The sequence below is a fragment of the Vallitalea okinawensis genome (assembly GCF_002964605.1).
Classification (GTDB): Bacteria; Bacillota; Clostridia; order Lachnospirales; family PQDH01; genus Vallitalea_A; species Vallitalea_A okinawensis.
The window spans coordinates 178,309-196,496 of the sequence record NZ_PQDH01000002.1; the positions used below are offsets into that span (position 1 = coordinate 178,309).

General features: G+C 34.2%; 19 protein-coding genes. 4 read left to right on the plus strand and 15 right to left on the minus strand.

Annotated features, from left to right (window positions below):
• Positions 1-151: 151 nt before the first annotated feature.
• Both C1Y58_RS05985 and C1Y58_RS05990 read left to right on the plus strand, forming a co-directional pair.
• Positions 152-1,093: a tRNA modification radical SAM protein MnmL/YtqA gene (locus C1Y58_RS05985; protein ID WP_105615105.1), complete on the plus strand. Its 942-nt coding sequence runs from the start codon at positions 152-154 to the stop codon at positions 1,091-1,093.
• Positions 1,094-1,170: 77 nt separating this feature from the next.
• Positions 1,171-1,698 (plus strand): DUF4364 family protein, encoded by a 528-nt coding sequence (locus C1Y58_RS05990; RefSeq protein ID WP_105615106.1) that lies wholly within the window; start codon positions 1,171-1,173, stop codon positions 1,696-1,698.
• Positions 1,699-1,737: 39 nt separating this feature from the next.
• Here the strand turns inward: C1Y58_RS05990 and yihA are convergent, their stop codons facing one another.
• The 8 genes from yihA to C1Y58_RS06030 form a co-directional block, all read right to left on the minus strand.
• On the minus strand, positions 1,738-2,376 hold the full coding sequence (yihA, locus tag C1Y58_RS05995) for a ribosome biogenesis GTP-binding protein YihA/YsxC (RefSeq protein ID WP_105615107.1): 639 nt from the start codon (positions 2,374-2,376) through the stop codon (positions 1,738-1,740).
• Entirely contained in the window at positions 2,363-4,699 is a 2,337-nt protein-coding gene (gene lon, locus C1Y58_RS06000) for an endopeptidase La (protein WP_105615108.1), read from the minus strand. Before lon ends, yihA begins: the two co-directional genes overlap by 14 nt.
• A 173-nt stretch (positions 4,700-4,872) precedes the next feature.
• On the minus strand, positions 4,873-6,555 hold the full coding sequence (lonB, locus tag C1Y58_RS06005; RefSeq protein ID WP_105615109.1) for an ATP-dependent protease LonB: 1,683 nt from the start codon (positions 6,553-6,555) through the stop codon (positions 4,873-4,875).
• 209 nt (positions 6,556-6,764) lie between these two features.
• Positions 6,765-7,697 carry a hypothetical protein gene (locus C1Y58_RS06010; RefSeq protein ID WP_105615110.1) on the minus strand — a complete coding sequence of 311 codons (933 nt, stop codon included), beginning with the start codon at positions 7,695-7,697 and terminating at the stop codon, positions 6,765-6,767.
• Positions 7,698-7,710: 13 nt separating this feature from the next.
• Positions 7,711-8,484: a hypothetical protein gene (locus C1Y58_RS06015; protein ID WP_105615111.1), complete on the minus strand. Its 774-nt coding sequence runs from the start codon at positions 8,482-8,484 to the stop codon at positions 7,711-7,713.
• Entirely contained in the window at positions 8,481-9,170 is a 690-nt protein-coding gene (locus C1Y58_RS06020) for an ABC transporter ATP-binding protein (RefSeq protein WP_207655718.1), read from the minus strand. Before C1Y58_RS06020 ends, C1Y58_RS06015 begins: the two co-directional genes overlap by 4 nt.
• Before the next feature lie 3 nt (positions 9,171-9,173).
• Positions 9,174-9,539, minus strand: a complete 366-nt coding sequence (locus C1Y58_RS06025) for a GntR family transcriptional regulator (RefSeq protein ID WP_105615113.1) — start codon at positions 9,537-9,539, stop codon at positions 9,174-9,176.
• Positions 9,540-9,600: 61 nt separating this feature from the next.
• Positions 9,601-10,059 carry an ankyrin repeat domain-containing protein gene (locus tag C1Y58_RS06030; protein WP_105615114.1) on the minus strand — a complete coding sequence of 153 codons (459 nt, stop codon included), beginning with the start codon at positions 10,057-10,059 and terminating at the stop codon, positions 9,601-9,603.
• A 201-nt stretch (positions 10,060-10,260) separates the two neighbouring features.
• On the opposite strand from C1Y58_RS06030, the gene C1Y58_RS06035 reads away from it, so the two are divergent.
• Positions 10,261-11,148 (plus strand): SPL family radical SAM protein, encoded by an 888-nt coding sequence (locus C1Y58_RS06035; RefSeq protein WP_105615115.1) that lies wholly within the window; start codon positions 10,261-10,263, stop codon positions 11,146-11,148.
• A gap of 54 nt (positions 11,149-11,202) precedes the next feature.
• Here C1Y58_RS06035 and clpX read toward each other — a convergent pair whose 3' ends face one another.
• The 4 genes from clpX to C1Y58_RS06055 all read right to left on the minus strand — a co-directional run bounded on the left by clpX (position 11,203) and on the right by C1Y58_RS06055 (position 15,077).
• A complete protein-coding gene (gene clpX, locus C1Y58_RS06040; protein WP_105615116.1) occupies positions 11,203-12,504 on the minus strand; it encodes an ATP-dependent Clp protease ATP-binding subunit ClpX in 1,302 nt (433 codons plus the stop codon).
• A 16-nt stretch (positions 12,505-12,520) separates the two neighbouring features.
• Positions 12,521-13,105 (minus strand): ATP-dependent Clp endopeptidase proteolytic subunit ClpP, encoded by a 585-nt coding sequence (clpP, locus tag C1Y58_RS06045; RefSeq protein ID WP_105615117.1) that lies wholly within the window; start codon positions 13,103-13,105, stop codon positions 12,521-12,523.
• A 48-nt stretch (positions 13,106-13,153) separates the two neighbouring features.
• Positions 13,154-14,440, minus strand: a complete 1,287-nt coding sequence (tig, locus tag C1Y58_RS06050; RefSeq protein WP_105615118.1) for a trigger factor — start codon at positions 14,438-14,440, stop codon at positions 13,154-13,156.
• Positions 14,441-14,858: 418 nt separating this feature from the next.
• The gene (locus C1Y58_RS06055; protein ID WP_105615119.1) at positions 14,859-15,077 is read right to left on the minus strand and encodes an alpha/beta-type small acid-soluble spore protein; all 219 of its coding nucleotides are present in this window, start codon (positions 15,075-15,077) and stop codon (positions 14,859-14,861) included.
• A gap of 192 nt (positions 15,078-15,269) precedes the next feature.
• Between C1Y58_RS06055 and C1Y58_RS06060 the strand changes: the two genes are divergently transcribed.
• Positions 15,270-15,905 carry a lactate utilization protein gene (locus tag C1Y58_RS06060; protein ID WP_105615120.1) on the plus strand — a complete coding sequence of 212 codons (636 nt, stop codon included), beginning with the start codon at positions 15,270-15,272 and terminating at the stop codon, positions 15,903-15,905.
• Positions 15,906-15,964: 59 nt separating this feature from the next.
• Here C1Y58_RS06060 and C1Y58_RS06065 read toward each other — a convergent pair whose 3' ends face one another.
• The 3 genes from C1Y58_RS06065 to C1Y58_RS06075 all read right to left on the minus strand — a co-directional run bounded on the left by C1Y58_RS06065 (position 15,965) and on the right by C1Y58_RS06075 (position 18,163).
• Positions 15,965-16,879: a hypothetical protein gene (locus C1Y58_RS06065; protein ID WP_157949979.1), complete on the minus strand. Its 915-nt coding sequence runs from the start codon at positions 16,877-16,879 to the stop codon at positions 15,965-15,967.
• 70 nt (positions 16,880-16,949) lie between these two features.
• Entirely contained in the window at positions 16,950-17,654 is a 705-nt protein-coding gene (locus C1Y58_RS06070) for a hypothetical protein (protein WP_105615122.1), read from the minus strand.
• Positions 17,651-18,163, minus strand: a complete 513-nt coding sequence (locus tag C1Y58_RS06075; RefSeq protein ID WP_330404397.1) for a shikimate kinase — start codon at positions 18,161-18,163, stop codon at positions 17,651-17,653. The genes C1Y58_RS06070 and C1Y58_RS06075 overlap by 4 nt, the downstream gene beginning before the upstream one ends.
• Between the last annotated feature and the right edge of the window lie 25 nt (positions 18,164-18,188).

An 18,188-nucleotide genomic window follows, 5' to 3' on the forward strand; every position in this document is an offset into this window, starting at 1 on the left:
TTTCAACCTTATATTACCATAAATTATTATTAATATCAATTTTTTTGCTTAATTTATACGAAATAATAACCATATCCCCTTGCACCCTTCCCTCAAAGATGCTTTAATGATATGTATGGTTTATATACAATCGGAAAATAGGGAGGCTTATATGTATTGGGATGACAAACCTTATTACTCGCTGAGTTATAAATTAAAAGAGAAATATGGGGAAAAAGTATTTAAAATTGCTTTAGATGCTGGTTTTACCTGTCCTAACCGAGATGGTACTATTGACTCAAGGGGATGTATTTTTTGTAGTGCAGGTGGTTCGGGTGATTTTGCCTCTTCTAAACAATTATCCATACACAATCAAATAGAAGAAGGTAAGCTGCGTCTACAGAAAAAATTCAAAGGTGATCAATTTATCGCTTACTTTCAAGCTTATACGAATACCTATGGCGATCTAGACTATCTAAGAAAAGTGTATTTTGAAGCTGCTAATCATCCAGATATAGTCGCTATCTCCATAGCCACACGCCCTGACTGTTTAAGTGCTGAAGTCTGCGAGTTACTAAAAGAACTCAATCAAATAGTCGATGTTTGGGTAGAATTAGGACTTCAAACGATACATGAAGAAAGTGCAGTTTTTATGAGAAGAGGATATACTCTTCAAGTTTTTAATGATGCTGTATCACTATTAACTTCTTATAATTTAGATATTATCGTTCATATCATTTTAGGGTTGCCAGGTGAAAGTCAATCAGACATGCTGACAACAGTTAAATACGTTAGTCATCTTCCTATCCAAGGTATCAAACTTCAGCTGCTTCATGTTCTTAAAGATACGGATTTGGAGAAAGTGTACTTAGATGGTGATTATCAACCCTTAGAGCGAGAGGAATATATCGACCTAGTTATCGATTGTATTGCGAACATTCCTTCTCATATTGTTATTCATCGTATTACCGGTGATGCACCTTGGAAATTACTTGTTGCACCCCGCTGGAGCACAGATAAAAAAAATATTTTTAATCAAACCTTAAAACGCTTTAAACAGAGGGATTCTTATCAAGGTAAGGCATTTCATGCAACAAAAAGTACTTGTAACTGATTACTATTTGTTATACAATATTAATAACGAAAATTTGTTCTAGCGTTAAATACCGCGAAGGTATTGGAGGGATTAATATGACCCAGAATACCCACGATTTAACTGCCAATAAGCTTATACTTCTTTTTCTGCTAAAAAACGTCTCAGGTCCTTTGAGCCAAACGCAGATAACAGATTTTATATTATTCAATAACTACACGGATTATTTTTCTTTGCAGCAATATTTAGCAGAACTTGTTAATGCAACATTAATTGCACAGTCAAAGAATAATAATACTACCTTATATGAGATTAATCAAAAGGGCATTGATACGCTGGAGCTTTTCATAAACCGTATACCTTATAGCATACGACAAGAAATAATGGAGTTTACAAAGAATAATGACTGTAAGGTTAACCTTTATAGGAGAATTGAATCAAATATAAAAGAGGAAGATGGACAATACGTTGTCAGTTGTTCCATTAAGGAGAATGATAAGCCCATCATTTCCTTGGATGTTAAAACAGAATCTGAAGACGAAGCTAAAATGATAAAAACCAATTGGCAGAAAAGAGCTCGGTCTATTTATAAGACAGTGGTCAAAGATTTAAAAAATGAGAATTAGAAATAACCTATCGACAAAGGTCAATAGGTTATTTTTTATTTACTCTTCTATTTCTTTTACCTCATCTTCCATAGCTGCATGTTGATCAGCATATTCTTGTAATAAGGTATCAAATCGTTCCCAAATTTCATCTTTACCTTGTTTACTCACAGCTGAAAATGGAATAATATTTTTTTGGTTAGGCATTTTTAATGCTTTTTGTATCACGTTTAAGTGTTTCTTGATTTGACTTCTTTTAAGTTTATCCATTTTCGTAGCAATGATCAGAGGTTCGAAGCCTTGATACTTAATCCAATCGTACATCAGCACATCATTCTTACCTGGTTCATGTCGGATATCAATGAGTAAGACTACTAATCTTAATTGCTGACGAGTAGTCAGATAATCCTCAATAAAGCGACCCCATCTTTCTCGATCTGCTTTGGATACTTTAGCATAGCCATAGCCAGGCAAATCAACAAAGTAAAGCTGCTCTTCTACGTTGTAAAAGTTAATGGTTTGTGTTTTCCCAGGTTTTGAACTTGTTCTAGCTAAAGACTTACGATTAATCAAGGTATTGAGTAAAGATGATTTTCCTACATTTGATTTTCCTGCAAAAGCTATTTCTAAAAAATCTGTGTCAGGTAATTGATCTTTTCTCCCTGTAACAACATCTAAATATACATTATTTACATTCATTCTTCTCCACCTTCTTTATAGGCTCAGTTAGTGCATGGCTGAGAACTTCATCCATGTGTGACATGAATAAAATGTCAACACCTTCTCGAATATGCTCTTCTAATTCCATTACATTCTTTTCATTATCAACAGGCACTAGGATAGTTTTAATCCCCGCCCTTTTAGCTGCCAATATCTTTTCTTTTAAGCCACCGATTGGAAGGACGCGACCTCTAAGGGTAATCTCACCTGTCATTCCTACGTCATTACGAATTGGTATATTGGTCAATGCTGAAATCATAGCTGTAGCCATGGTTATGCCCGCAGATGGTCCATCTTTTGGAACTGCACCTTCTGGTATATGGATATGAGTATCCACCTTTTGATAGAAATCTTCTTGGAGCCCGAGTTCTTCTGACCTTGAACGAATGTAACTCATAGCTGCTTTAGCAGATTCCTTCATCACATCACCAAGTTGTCCAGTTAATTGAAAAGCACCTTTACCTTTCATGGTATTGACTTCTACTGACAAGGTATCTCCACCTACACTAGTCCATGCAAGTCCTCTAGCAATCCCAACATCTGCTTTGTCTATTATTGTATCATATCGGTAAGTTTTTATTCCCAAATACTGATCAATATTTTTTTCAGTAACTTTTATGTAGCTCCTATCACCAGAAATAATCTCTTTTGCACCTTTACGAATAATCTCAGCCAGCTTTCTTTCAAGATTACGTACACCAGCTTCTTTTGTATAATTATTAATAATGGTCTTTAATGCTTTATCATTTATACGAATATGTCCCTTTTTGAGACCATGGCGCTTGAGTTGTTTAGTTAAAAGATGTTTCTTTGCGATGAAGAACTTCTCATCTTCTGTGTAACTGGATAAATGTATAATTTCCATACGATCCCTTAAAGGTCGTGGTATTCTTTGCAAATCATTGGCAGTCGCTAAAAATAACGTATCCGATAAATCAAAATCTAATTCTATATAATGATCTCTAAAATTCTTATTCTGTTCTGGATCAAGAACCTCTAATAATGCTGCAGTTGGATCTCCTCTAAAATCGTTACTCATTTTATCAATTTCATCTAATAACATTAAAGGATTATTGGTTCCAGCTTGTTTAATAGCAGAAATAATACGCCCTGGCATAGCACCTACATAAGTCTTTCTATGACCTCTAATCTCAGCTTCATCACGAACACCGCCTAAAGAAATTCGGACGTACTCCCGATTTAAACTCTCTGCAATTGATGATGCAATTGATGTTTTACCAACACCAGGAGGTCCAACTAGACAAAGTATTGGACTATACGATTCTGGAGCAAATTCACGTACTGAAAGATGTTCCAATATCCTTTCTTTAACCTTCTTAAGACCATAATGATCTCTTTCAAGGATCTTCTCAGCTTTCCTGATATTCACAAGCTCTTTTGACTTATCTTTCCAAGGAATATCCAATACCCATTCAATATAGTTACGCTGCACAGCTGATTCTTGAGAACTAGGTGTCATTCTCTCTAAACGTTTAATTTCTTTTGTTACTTTCTTCATAACATATTCAGGAACGTCTTTTTCTTCTAATCGCTGACGATATTCATTGATTTCATCACCAGCCACAGCATCATCACCTAAAGTGTCTTGGATAATTTTTAACTGCTCGCGTAAATAGTAGTCTTTTTGTGTTTTATTAATCTTACTTTTTACCTTAGATTGAATATCTTTTTGTAGCTTAATGATATTGCCTTCCTCTTCAACAAGCATAATAATCTTCTCTAAACGTTCTAGAGGATTAGTCAAACAAAGTAATTCAACCTTTTTTTCAAGTGAGAACGGTAGATTAGCGGCGATTAAATCCGCCATCTCATCAGGGTCTTCTGTAGATAAAATACTTACAACTGTATCAGGAGCAATCCTTCCCATTTCAGCAAATTGTTCAAGTACATCACCAACAGTTTTCACCCATGCTTCTGAATATTCTTTTTCCAATTCATAAGTTTCTGTTGACACTTCTGCAAAGAAAAAAGGCTCTTCATGAACATACTTTTCTATAACTGCTCGCTCAACAGCCTCTACTAAAACCCTTATAACACCGTTGGGCAGCTTCATGATCTGCTTAATTCTAGCTATTGTTCCAACCTGTGTAATATCTGAAACTGTAGGTTCTTCAATCTTAGCATCTTCCTGAACTGCTAATAATATGTATTCATCCTCAACCATTGCTTTTTCAACTGCAAGTATTGACGATTTACGCCCTACATCAAAATTTATTATCATCTTAGGAAAAATTACAAACCCTCTTAATGGTAAGACAGGTAATGATCTTCTTCCATCCATATGGTCACCTCTATCTAATAATCACATAATTACGAAAGTATCCTTTTTAGTATACATCCTTTATTTCATAACTTCAAGTATTTTATATGGGCAGTAAAATGAGCACATGAAGTATGCCATTTGATACAACTTCACATGCTCTTTCAGTCTTAACCACAGAGCAAAAAAATATTTTACACTTTACTTGCAGTTAACACTTCACTCTCTTTGTTTTGAATAGTCTCACTTACAGCTTCTTCTTTCTTCATTAAGAGATCCAGTATTTCTGTTATCGTATTAACTGGTATTACCTGTATCTTATAACTACTATAACTCTCTTTATAATTTGCCATCGGAATATAAACCTTTGTAACACCAGCTTGGCTTGCAGCATTAACCTTTTCTTGGACTCCACCGACTGGTAATACATAGCCTGCAATAGAAACTTCGCCAGTCATGGCTATCTTTGAGGATATGGATTTATTGAAAACAGCTGAATAAACAGCACAAAATATAGCTGTTCCTGCTGATGGTCCATCCACCGGCACGCCACCTGGAATATTGATGTGAATATCATAATCTTTATGACTAATTCCAGTTATATTCTCGATTAATGTAAGCACATTCTCTATAGAACCTTTAGCTGTGGAATCCCTCTTTAACTTAACATGACCACGATTTATCTCTTCTTCTTGTACGAAGCCAGTCAATGTTAATTTACCATGTCCCTTTATATTGGCTTTTTTAGCATTCACCTCAACTTCTAAAATACGACCTATACCAGTTCCGAAAACACCTAAACCATTGATACACCCTATTCGATCTTCATCTTTTACTCGTTGAGAAACTTTAGGGTTATAATGACCTGATTCTAATACCCATTCTACATCTTCTACAGTTATCATTTGTCGCTCATCAATGATAGCTGTACAGCCAGCTGTTTGCACGATATTAACTGCATCACGGCCATTATCAGCGTACTTTGATACTAAATCAGACGCCCCTTCTTCTAACTGGAAATCGCCTTTAATTGCGCAATTTTCCACGATGTTTTTTATCTCATTGGGTCTAAGTGGTCTAAAAAAGATCTCTGTACATCTGGATCGTATGGCTGGAGGTATTTCATCTGGTGTTCGAGTTGTAGCACCAACTAAACGAAAATCTGCAGGTAAACCATTTTTGAAAATATCATGTACATAAGATGGAATTTGACTATTCTCAGAAGAATAATATGAGCTTTCTAAAAGAACTTTTCGGTCTTCCAATACCTTTAACAATTTATTAAGTTGAACAGAATGCAGTTCACCTATTTCATCAATAAACAAAATTCCACCATGGGCTTTGGTAACAGCACCTTCCTTGGGTTGAGGTACTCCAGCTGGCCCATAAGCTCCGGCTCCTTGGTAAATCGGATCATGAACTGAACCAATTAATGGATCAGCAATCCCTCGTTCATCAAATCGCAAAGTTGTAGCATCCATTTCAACAAACTTAGCCGTATCACCAAAAGGACTAACAGCTAACTTTTTAGCTTCTTCTAGTATAACTCTTGCTGCAGCAGTTTTACCTACACCTGGTGGACCATAAATGATTATATGTTGTGGATTGGGTCCACAAAGGGCTGCCTTTAATGCTTTGATACCATCTTCTTGCCCAACAATTTCGCTTAAAGTAGAAGGTCTTGTTTTTTCAGCAAGAGGTTCTGTAAGTTTAATCTTTCGTAGCCTAAAAAGCTTTTCTAACTTCTTCTTGGATTCTTTTTCTAAGGATGTCTTGGATACTTCTTGGTTTTTTAGCTGAGAATAAAAATATAACCCAATAATAATGGTTATAACAAATTGTACTATGAAAAAAACAGAAGTTAAATTTAAGCTCATCTTATCACTCCTTCTCAATGTTCTTAGTATGCTCGATAAAGAATAAGCTTAATCTTAAATTTAACTACCAAAAAAAGAAAAAAGCTTCTTTAGTATAGAAACTTTTTCCTTGTTAGATTTACACTCTCAATTCTCCGTCTCAAAAATTAATTAATAAATTAAACCTATCACTAACATAAAGGACCCATCTAAGGGTCCTTCATACTTATTTATTGAATATTGATATCGATAGCTCCTACACCTTGAGTAATATCAACTGTTATATAAGGACCATCTTCGCTATACAAATCATTGGTATAATAGCCTTCAAACAACCCAAGACTTACCTTCTTGCCTTGATCACTTACAGATGCACTATTGACTCCTGTTGTGAGAATCTTTATACCTACGTTAGCTGGAAGCGTTAAGTCTATGTTACCTACACCACCTTCTACAGAAATAGAGCCACCTTCGTTAAATGCACCTGTACACTGGATTTCAGTATCACCAACACCACTCTCTACATTGAAAGTGACAGGTTTATTAAATTCTCCGCCCATTTTAAATTCTGAATTCCCTACGCCACCTTCTAAAGAATAGCTTTGTTCTTGGTCATAGATACCATTAGCAACAACCTCTAAATCACCTACACCACATTCGATATTCACATTACGGATTTTTACATCTGTTAGATCGATATTAGCCTCTCCAACACCCATGCTTAAGTCCATGTCTGTAATAACATTGGCATTGATTTTTGTATTGATTTCAGACTCTGCTCTTCCAGTAAAACTTCGCAAATTTTTTTGCTTGATGCTGTAGTTAACTTTTGTATCCCCGCTTATACTGAATTCTGGTTCAAGGGGCTCATAATTATAAGTTGCTTCTGTCTCTACTAACTGTTCTGTTGTACCTTCTAAATTCAGATTGAATTCAGTAACAGAGAAATTAAAATCTAAAGCTAACTCCTCCTGATTTTGATACGCTTCCGTAAAACTGACATTCCCATCAACAGACTCAAAATTCTCATCATCGAATTGAGAGACGATAAATTCCCCGAGACTCACATCTTCACCAAACTCATCATCATTAAAAGTTATTCTACAACCCGTAAAGGTAAATAGTAACAACATAATTAAACATAAACTTAAACTCTTTTTCATTACACTCACCTCATTATAAATTTATCTTTTTATCCATTAAATAAGCTGTTGCAGTAAACAAGCCGGCCCCCACTATTAAGTAAGTTAGACATTCATAACCCATATTATACATCCATGTACCTTCCAAAATATCCTCAAACATAAATTCATTTGTTGAATATAACCCTTGTGCAATGCTGTAAACCCTATTAACAAGATAATTGATAACTAAGAAAAAGCCAAAGCTGATTAATCCACCATACCTTACATGGGCTAGTAAACTCTTAAAAAGGGTTATGGCCAATGTAATGGTTAACATAAAATTCAACCAACCCAAAGCTATAGTCATACATATGAATAGAATTGTAAGGAAATCATTAACAGTATAGTCAATCTGAATATACTGGCTGATCCCCAATGCTCCTAATGGTTCTTCAACTATATTTAAAAAGGTAACTGTAAAAAATAGACCTATTAGAGCATATAAAATAATGAAAACAGCATTTTCAATAACTGTAGCAAGGACTTTTGATCCTAAAATTTTATAACCATTATTCGGTGTTAAGAACACCATATAGCCTGTTTTACGTCGCAAATCACTGCTAAATAATAGTATATTATTAACCAGTAAATAAATGACTAAAACCCCGCCTAGTAACAAATATATGCTAAAACCTATTAAAGCTCCTTCAACTTCTCCATCAACAAACAAGTATAATGTATATAAACTCATCAAACCAAAAACACTTAATAATATTAATAAACTCTTATATTTTTTTATAATTTCATATTTAATTAATTGGATCATGCTCCAAACACCTCCTTGTAGATACCTGTTATAGACATTCCTCTTTCACTACGTAAGTCATCAGAATCACCTTTTAACATGATTTGACCATCTTTAATCATTATAACTTCATCAAGAATTTGCTCAATTTCGTTGACTAGATGACTTGAGATTAGGATAGTTTGTGTTTCATCTGCTTCATTAATGATGCATTTAATGATCTTTTCTCTAGAAATAAGATCGATGCCATTAAGCGGCTCATCAAGCATCACTAATTTAGCCCTACGAGCTAAAGAGACTGCTAACTTTAAGCGGTTCTTTTGACCAGAAGATAAGCTGCCAACTTTATCTTCTTCTTTAATATCTAACTCCGCAATAAGGCGATTAAAAGCTTCCACATCAAAATCTTTGTATAGATCTTTAAAATAATTTCTAACCATTTTAACTTTCATGAACTCATAAATATAGTTTTCTGTAGGCATGTAAGAAATGGCAGCCTTTGATTTCTCTCCGATTTCATGACCATCTACAATTATCTCACCTTCACTAGGTTTAAGCAAACCACTAACCAGTTTCATTAATGTTGTTTTACCACTTCCATTGGGTCCAAGTAAACCATATATTTTACCTTGTTCTAATTCGAATGAAACATGATCAACTGCCGCTTTACTAGAAAATCTTTTGACTAACCCCTCAATTTGTAACATCATTTATTCCACCTCTTTCTCGTACTTACTCACCAAACAGTCAACTATTTCTTTTTTTGTGAATCCTAGTTTGACCATTCCATCCGTGAATTGTTCAAGTAGCTGCTCAGCGAGTTCTTGTTTTAATGTGTCTATAATTTCTTTAGAATCTATAACATAAGTACCCATACCTCTTTTTGTATAAACCATACTATCATTCTCCATTTCTCTATATACTCGACTAGCTGTATTAGGATTAACGCCATATACAATGGCTAGCTGTCTAGTTGAAGGCAACTTATCTCCTGGATTAATTTTACCAGTTGCTATATCAGTCTTTATGCTATCAATAATCTGTAAGTAGATCGGTATATTATTATCATATTCCACGCCTTCACCTCCTTATTAATTTAACTCATCTTCATGGTATAGCGCAAGGTTCATCATATTATCATAGCGACTTCTGCTTATCATACTCTTCAAAAATTGATTTTAACAAAGAACTTGAACTTTCCATTGCCAAATCATAGACTTTAGAACCATCAGCTGTTAACACATTAGCATCTGCACCAGCTGCTAATAATGTTTCTGCAATTTCACAGTTATCCATGATCAATACCATTTCAAGAGGATAGTGACCTTCTGAATCTGGTTGATTAATATCCAACAGATTTTCTTCAATAATTGCATTGACTAATCCAGTATCATTACTTAGGATAGCATTTGTTAACTCATCTATTGTGTAAGAAGCTTCAGTCATGTTTTCTGTATTTATTGTGTCAGTCGTGTCTGTGGTAACTGTTACTTCATCTCCTAGATTAACACTTAAATCTTTAGAATCATCTTTTGATCCCATACAAGCAGTTAAGACCATTAAGCAAAGTAACAGTGTAAAACTTACTCTTTTCATTTGATCACTCTCCAAATCATTTATCCATAAATGCTATACAGTATTAGTGTACTATCTACATAGTACACTAATATGCAATCCATGTCAATATATTTTTGTAATTTTCTTCTAGATTTATTAAGATGTTAATACGACATACTTATGTCACAATAATACATGTATAATAGAGTTATAGGAGTAAATGAAATTGGAGTGAAGTTGATGAAGATCACATACAAGGAAGCAAAAAAAATGCTCATTAAGAATAAAAGACCCGCGTCATGGTTTGGTACCTATTACACCATGAATATCTATAGAGGCTGCCAACACGGCTGCATTTATTGCGACTCAAGAAGTAGTTGCTATCAAATAAGAAACTTTGATTCTGAAATCATTGCGAAGGAAAATGCTATTGAATTGCTTAAACGTGAGTTACCATCAAAGACTGTTAAAGGAACCATTGGGACAGGTGCTATGAGTGATCCCTATATGCCAATAGAAAAAGAACTCTCATTGACAAGACAAGCTTTGGAACTCATGGCTTATTATCGCTATCCCGTTCATATTAATACAAAAAGCGATCTAGTCCTTAGGGATCTGAACTTATTGAAAAAAGTCAATGAAGTATTCGCTGCTGTCGCTATTACCATAACAACTACCAACGATGAATTAGCAAAAATTATTGAACCCCATGCACCCTTGCCCTCTAAACGACTCGAAGCAGTAAAGGTATTAAGCGAAGCGGGGATTTATGTAGGTATCTTATTAATGCCTATACTTCCTTTCATTGATGATAGGGTTGAACAGGTCATGGATGTGGTTGAGAAAAGTATTGATCATGGTGCTAAGTTTATATATCCCAGCATGGGGATGACTATCAGAGATGGGCAAAGGGAATATTTCTATGAACAGCTCAATAATCACTTTAAAGGTCTATCTCAGAAGTACCATGATACCTTTGGGAAATCTTATAGTTGCTATTCTCCACAATCAAGGCATACTTATAATCGTCTTAAGGAGTTTTGCCAAGGTAAAGGTATCCCCATCAAGATGAGGGATATTAAAACCTATCATACCAACTCTTATGAACAAATTGGACTTCCATTCTAAATTCATTGAATGCATACATGAAAAAATCGCAACCTTTATAGGTTGCGATTTCTATTAAGCTGTTTCACCTTTTTTATTATCAACTGCTTTTTTGCGTTTCTTAGCAATAGGCTGTTTGTTTTCATTAATGACAACTGATGGTGGTTGATTATTCTCAATGGTTTCTTTAGAGATAATCACTTTTTCCACATGTTTACGAGAAGGAATCTCATACATAATTTCAAGCATAGATTCTTCAATAATAGCTCTTAAACCTCTTGCACCTGTTTTTCTTTCCATCGTCTTATGCGCTATGGCTTTTAATGCGTCTTCCTCAAATTCAAGGCGTACATCATCCATTTCAAACAGACTCTCGTACTGCTTAACTAAAGCATTTTTAGGTTCTGATAGAATACGGATAAGCGCTTCTTCATCTAAAAGATCAAGAGTAACACTTACAGGTAAACGACCTACAAATTCAGGAATAAGCCCATACTTGAGCAAGTCCTGTGGTAACAAGTTTTTAAGGATTTTATCCTTCTCTTTTTCTTTAGTAGTCTTAATATCTGCACCAAATCCCATGGCTTTTTTACCAATACGATTTTGAATAATTTTATCCATACCATCAAAGGCACCACCACAAATAAATAGAATATTTGTCGTATCAATCTGAATAAAATCTTGATGTGGATGTTTACGACCACCTGAAGGTGGAACTGATGCAACCGTACCTTCCAATATCTTTAGAAGGGCTTGTTGCACACCTTCTCCACTTACATCACGTGTAATGGATGGGTTATCTGATTTACGAGAAATCTTATCGATTTCATCAACATAAATGATACCGTGTTCGGCTTTCTCAATATCATAGTCAGCTGCTTGAATCAGCTTTAATAGGATATTTTCTACGTCTTCACCAACATAACCAGCTTCTGTTAAAGATGTAGCATCAGCAATTGCAAATGGTACATTTAAGAATCTAGCTAAGGTTTGAGCTAAATAAGTTTTACCAGAACCAGTAGGTCCAATCATAATGATATTACTCTTTTGAAGTTCAACATCATTATGTTTATTACCAGCATGGATACGTTTATAATGATTATATACTGCAACAGCCAATGCTTTTTTAGCATCATCCTGACCAATAACATATTCATCAAGAAATGTTCTAACTTCTGCTGGTTTAGGTAAATCACTCATTTCGTAGTCTTCTTCAAATTCTGCAAACTCTTTTTCAATAATCTCTGTACAAAGATCTACACACTCATCACAAATATATACTTCATTACCCGCAATAAGTCGTCTTACTTGATCCTGAGATTTGCCACAAAATGAACATTGTAGTTTTCTTTTATTATCTTCAAATCGATTAGGCATTGCATCACCTCTTTAATTATCTGTTAGCGATAACTTTATCGATAAGTCCATATTTCACAGCTTCATCGGCTAACATAAAGTTATCTCTTTCAGTATCTCTCTCGATAGTTTCAAGGTCTTGACCAGTATTCTCACTTAATATAGTGTTAAGGCGTTTTTTCATTGCTACGATTCTTTCCGCATGGATTTGAATGTCTGTAGCTTGACCTTGTGTACCACCAAGAGGTTGATGAATCATAATTTCAGAGTTAGGTAATGCGAATCTTTTACCCTTTGTGCCTCCGGCAAGTAAAAATGCACCCATACTAGCAGCCATACCAATACAAATAGTTGAAATATCAGGTTTGATGTATTTCATTGTATCGTAGATAGCCATACCAGCAGTAATAGAACCTCCTGGACTATTAATATAAAGTTGAATGTCCTTATCAGGGTCTTCAGCTTCTAAGAATAATAGTTGCGCTACTATAAGGCTTGCTGTAACCTCATTAACTTCACTACCTAAAAATATGATTCTCTCTTTTAAAAGTCTAGAATATATGTCGTAAGAACGCTCTCCGCGGCTAGTTTGCTCAACAACCATTGGTACTAAATTACTCATTATCATACCTCCTAACTGTTTTATCTTACGTAAATAAGCTAAAAAATATTACACTTCTTTAGCATTTTCAACTAATAAATCTAATGCTTTACGAGTTGCTAAGTCTGCTTTGATGTTCTCTTTCTCATGCTCACCAACAGCTTTAGTTAACTCTGCTAATTCCATATTATACATTTCAGCCATTTTTTTCATTTCTTCATCTAAATCTTCTTCAGAAACTTCAATTGCTTCAGCTTTAGCAATGGCTTCTAATACTAAACGGCCTTTAACACGTTTTTCAGCTTCATCTTTCAAACTATCTCTAAATGTAGCCATGTTACCGCCAGTCATACCTAAGTATTGCTCTAATGAAAGACCTTGGTAACGCATTGTGTTTGCAAAGTTGCTAACCATGTTATCAACTTCATTATCAAACATTTCTGCTGGTACTTCCATCTTTGCATTTTCAACAGCTTTAACTAATAATTCATCTTGTTGTTCTTGCTTTGCTGAATCTTCTTTTTTGCTAGCTAAAGTTTTAGTAATATCTTCTTTTAATTCTGCTAATGTATCAAAGTCAGATGTATCTTTAGCAAATTCATCGTCTAACTCTGGTAATTCTTTTGCTTTAATAGCTTTAACGTTTACTTTGAATAATGCAGGTTGACCTTTAAGTTCATCAACATGATATTCTTCTGGGAAAGTAACGTTAACTTCTAAATCATCACCAATATTCTTACCAATTAATTGATCTTCAAAATTGTCAATGAAAGAACCTGAACCAATTACTAATGGGTAGTCTTCACCTTTTCCACCTTCAAAAGCTTCACCGTTTACGAAACCTTCAAAATCAATAGTAACTTCATCATCTTTTTCAACTGCACGATCAGTTACTTCTATTGTTCTAGAATTTTGCTCTGCTCTTTTCTTTAACTCTTCTTCTACTTCTTCGTCAGCGATAGTTACATCTACTTTACTAGCTTCTAAACCTTTATACTCACCTAATTCTACTTCTGGCTTAACAGCTACAGTAGCAGTAAAGATGAAAGTTTCACCTGCTCCGATTTGCTCAACATCAATCTCTGGACGAGAAACAACTTCCAATTTATGTTCATCGATAGCTGCTTCGTATGCATCAGGAATAACATGATTTGCAGCATCTTCATAGAATACTTCTTTGCCGTACATACGTTCAATCATATGTCTTGGAGCTTTACCTTTTCTGAAACCAGGTAATTGTATACTTTTTTTGTTTTTATTGTAGGCTGCTTTTAAGCCTTCTTCAAAACGTTCAGATGATACTTCAATCGTTAATTTAACTTTGCTATTCTCAAGCTTTTCCACTTTAGCACTCATCTTATTAAATTTCCTCCTTATATATACTGTAGATGCAAAAGTATTTATTACATCTAACTTTGAATCTACGTCACAAATGGATACTACACAGAGTACCTCAAACAAACATATATTATAACATATATTCTTTTGAATATCTACAGAATTAGAACAAAATACTTTGCATTTATAAAATTTTTGCGTAAATATTTATCAGTATTTTACATGATTAGTATATTTACGTCGTTAGTTTATACCATTCTAAGCTATTATAACGAAATCACTGTTTCAAGTCAAGATAAGAAGGGTAAGATTTGGTACTCTGTTAAAAATAAGATATGATTTACTCTCTATTTCGTGCAAGGACATCAAAACAAAAGTCATTAGCAACTGTAGGCTCTAGAAATATTCAATCTAAAAGGGGCGTTCTGCCCCTTTACTATGAAGAAGCACCCTTCTCCTCATCTTTCTTTTTCATTTCTCGCTTTTTCTTTGTCATAAGTCCACCAATACGACCAGTCTCTCTTGCAGTCAATGACTTCCATCCCTCTGATTGAACTTTATCCAGTAAACCTAGCTCTTCAGCAATTTCATATTTTAGTTTTTCGTGAGGTGTTAATATTTTTTTCTTTTTTTTGCTTGTTTTATATTTACTCATAAATAAGTACCTCCTTGACTCATAATATATTCTTGTATCCATTGAATTAAGTATCTAAAAGTATAGGCCTATATAAACGATAATATACGTCATTTAAAGAAGATTCTTGTCCGCTTATTCTAATTCGTTTATAATTGAATTAAAGATTCAAAAGATATTAAGTTCAATATATAAGATAATTGGAGGGATCTTATGTTACCAAGAGAACAATATTATGAAAATTTATCTAAAAAGATAATTAAGTCATTAGAAAAACGAAATATGGTAGGGTATTATTACCCGACTAAAGATGAAGCTATTAAACAAGTTCTGAACCTTATTGATAAAGAGAGCACTGTCTCCTGGGGTGGTTCTATGACTTTACATGAAACAGGTCTTTTAGAGGCATTAAAAAAAGAAAACTTGACCTTACTTGATAGAAGTCAGTGTTCGTCTCCAGAAGAGATTCATGAGCTTTATCACCAGGCACTAAGCGCTGACTACTATCTAATGAGTACAAACGCCATCACTATGGATGGTAAACTGGTTAATATAGATGGTAATGGCAACCGTCTTGCTGCACTGATTTATGGCCCTCGTAACGTCATTATCGTCGTAGGTATGAATAAGGTCGTTCTAGATGAGGAAGCAGGGCTTAAACGCGTACGTAATGAAGCTTCTCCCATTAATACTGTTAGGCTAAATATGAATACACCATGTTCGAAAATAGGTCATTGTCATGATTGTCTTTGTGAAGATACCATCTGTTGCCAAACAGTTATCACTCGAATGTCAAGACATCCAGGCCGCATAAATGTTATTCTTATAGGCGAAGAATACGGTTACTAAGGGAGCATATACTTAAAGTGAAGGGCATATGCTCCTTCACTTTTTTTGATTTGTGTCTATTATTCGCTATCTTTTGGCAACCAATAATTTGCATCCATGATATCATGATTGATTTTATCTTGGTCATTATTTATTATTTCCTGATAAAAATAAGCTTGGATAGAAATAATAAATGAACTTATAAATATACCAATAAAGTTAGTAATCAATTGAACTAGATTTCCCATTATCGGTGAAGCAAATGCAAAAAATAAAGTAATTATAAAGAGTGGTAACAAAGTTACTATTGAAATCAAGAAAATCAAACCAAAATACTTCCCTTTTAAGCCTTTCATCATTTCAGAACTCTTCTTAACTATCTCAGTAGCACTTGTTGTTTCATCTTGAACAAGATACAGTATTTGAGCATACCGTAATTCAACAATAATAGGGATAACTAGCAATGGCAATGCAAGAAAAAGAAAGCCTACATGAACATAACTAAGTCCCATACATATAATGGCTGGTATGGCGGTAATAAAAACGATGAGACCAGCTAGAAAAGATGCTTTAAAACCTAACCAGAACTTTTTATAACCCATAAAAAAATCTTCAAATTGATATTTACCGGTTCTTACAAAATTCAGCGATGCTCTAGCATACCCCATCCGCAGATAAACTCCCATAACTAGTGCAAATACCGTTATTATAGCTAAGATTATAATTATTAACATTAATCTTGATGTTGGTATGGAAGGTGGTACAAAGTTATCTATAGGTGTTGTCATCGATGTCTCCATAAAAGCATCCGCACCAAATGCAAACATACTAATGACTATAATAACTGCGGGCACCATAATTATCAGTGACATAACTAGTTGGACAACAAACATAGCCGCAGATGACAATATCCATGAATAGTTCTTCGTCCACTTCTCAAACGTCGTTGAGATCATATCTGTTATTGAACTGATATTTTGAGTATTAATATTCATCATTAACCTCTCTTCTAATACATGGTAAAGCAATATATTCGCAGTCATACAACTCCTTTGTAGTAATGATCTACTGCATACTTGCTTTCATGTAATCAATATTTAAAAATAATATCGTATTAAATGTATTTAAAAAATAAACTAGACCGCTAACAAACAATTGTATCAGTATGTTTAATATAATATTCTCATTTAGGATGAATATACCTGATACCACAAATAGACTAAAGCCAATGGTTATAACATTGAGTAATAAGGTATATAAAAATACTTTCCACCATTGACTCTTAACTATATTAAAACTATAACGTATTGCTTCAAATCCATAACTCCCTCTAAGTACCGTAATCGGATTAGCAAACGTTAAATAGACCATTAAAATAATGCCTGGTAGTATAAGTAGGGAAAAACCAAATGTAATAAGAAAGTTGGTTAATATATAGGTCATAATAATTTTGGGCCACAAAGTAAAAGACTGGTTAAAAAGTTCAAAAAACTTAACTTCCTTCTTACCATGCAATCGCTGATCTGCTAAAAGTGTAACAGCAACCACTGGCATTAAAGCTATCAAGCCAACAGCTGTGGATAATAAATTGCCCCAAAACCCAAAATAGACAAGAAATTCGATGCTTATTAAACTTTGTAGGATCGTTACTGGTAATCCAACCATAAAGATTAAGAGTACATATTCCTTAATAGAACCGAAGAAAACCTTTGCAGTATAAACGAGTATTTTTAAGAAACCTAAAGGATGGCTCCTAACCTCTTCTATCATTTATTTTCCTCCAATATATTGAGTAATTTTGAAACTGATGTCTCTATATCTGTTCCATCACAATTCACGACCATATCTGCATATGCCTTATATAAGCTACATCTTTCTATATAAATATCATGTAATGATTGGGTCTTATCCATAGCAATACCTCTGGTCTTAATGTTGTGGAGTCGCTTCTCAACGGTCTCATATGATAATTCTATGTAAATAAGTAGACCTTGGCTCTTTAAATGCCTCATACCTTCTTCACAGTAGACCACACTTCCACCTGTTGCTATAACATGTTTTTCCAAATCTAATTCTGTAAGCATTTTGTTCTCAATTGCTTTGAACACTTCTAGTCCTTTTAACTCTATTATTTCTTGTAATAACTGACCTTCTCTATGTTGTAATATAAGGTCAGTATCAATAAATGAATAGCCTAAAGCTTTAGCTAGCAATACTCCAAGTGTACTTTTCCCAGCACCAGGCATACCAATTAAAATCACATTATTCAAATTAATCACCTTTAAATCTCCTTCCATCTCTATA

Bases quoted from the DNA above. Each gene is read 5' to 3' on its own strand.
- lonB (WP_105615109.1), bottom strand. From the start codon at position 6,555: ATGAGCTTAAATTTAACTTCTGTTTTTTTCATAGTACAATTTGTTATA.
- C1Y58_RS06030 (WP_105615114.1), bottom strand. From the start codon at position 10,059: ATGAAAAGAGTAAGTTTTACACTGTTACTTTGCTTAATGGTCTTAACT.
- clpX (WP_105615116.1), bottom strand. From the start codon at position 12,504: ATGCCTAATCGATTTGAAGATAATAAAAGAAAACTACAATGTTCATTT.
- C1Y58_RS06015 (WP_105615111.1), bottom strand. From the start codon at position 8,484: ATGATCCAATTAATTAAATATGAAATTATAAAAAAATATAAGAGTTTA.
- C1Y58_RS06035 (WP_105615115.1), top strand. From the start codon at position 10,261: ATGAAGATCACATACAAGGAAGCAAAAAAAATGCTCATTAAGAATAAA.
- yihA (WP_105615107.1), bottom strand. From the start codon at position 2,376: ATGAATGTAAATAATGTATATTTAGATGTTGTTACAGGGAGAAAAGAT.
- C1Y58_RS06070 (WP_105615122.1), bottom strand. From the start codon at position 17,654: ATGATAGAAGAGGTTAGGAGCCATCCTTTAGGTTTCTTAAAAATACTC.
- C1Y58_RS05990 (WP_105615106.1), top strand. From the start codon at position 1,171: ATGACCCAGAATACCCACGATTTAACTGCCAATAAGCTTATACTTCTT.
- C1Y58_RS06065 (WP_157949979.1), bottom strand. From the start codon at position 16,879: ATGAATATTAATACTCAAAATATCAGTTCAATAACAGATATGATCTCA.
- clpP (WP_105615117.1), bottom strand. From the start codon at position 13,105: ATGAGTAATTTAGTACCAATGGTTGTTGAGCAAACTAGCCGCGGAGAG.
- C1Y58_RS06055 (WP_105615119.1), bottom strand. From the start codon at position 15,077: ATGAGTAAATATAAAACAAGCAAAAAAAAGAAAAAAATATTAACACCT.
- C1Y58_RS06060 (WP_105615120.1), top strand. From the start codon at position 15,270: ATGTTACCAAGAGAACAATATTATGAAAATTTATCTAAAAAGATAATT.
- C1Y58_RS05985 (WP_105615105.1), top strand. From the start codon at position 152: ATGTATTGGGATGACAAACCTTATTACTCGCTGAGTTATAAATTAAAA.
- tig (WP_105615118.1), bottom strand. From the start codon at position 14,440: ATGAGTGCTAAAGTGGAAAAGCTTGAGAATAGCAAAGTTAAATTAACG.
- C1Y58_RS06020 (WP_207655718.1), bottom strand. From the start codon at position 9,170: ATGTTACAAATTGAGGGGTTAGTCAAAAGATTTTCTAGTAAAGCGGCA.
- lon (WP_105615108.1), bottom strand. From the start codon at position 4,699: ATGGATGGAAGAAGATCATTACCTGTCTTACCATTAAGAGGGTTTGTA.
- C1Y58_RS06010 (WP_105615110.1), bottom strand. From the start codon at position 7,697: ATGAAAAAGAGTTTAAGTTTATGTTTAATTATGTTGTTACTATTTACC.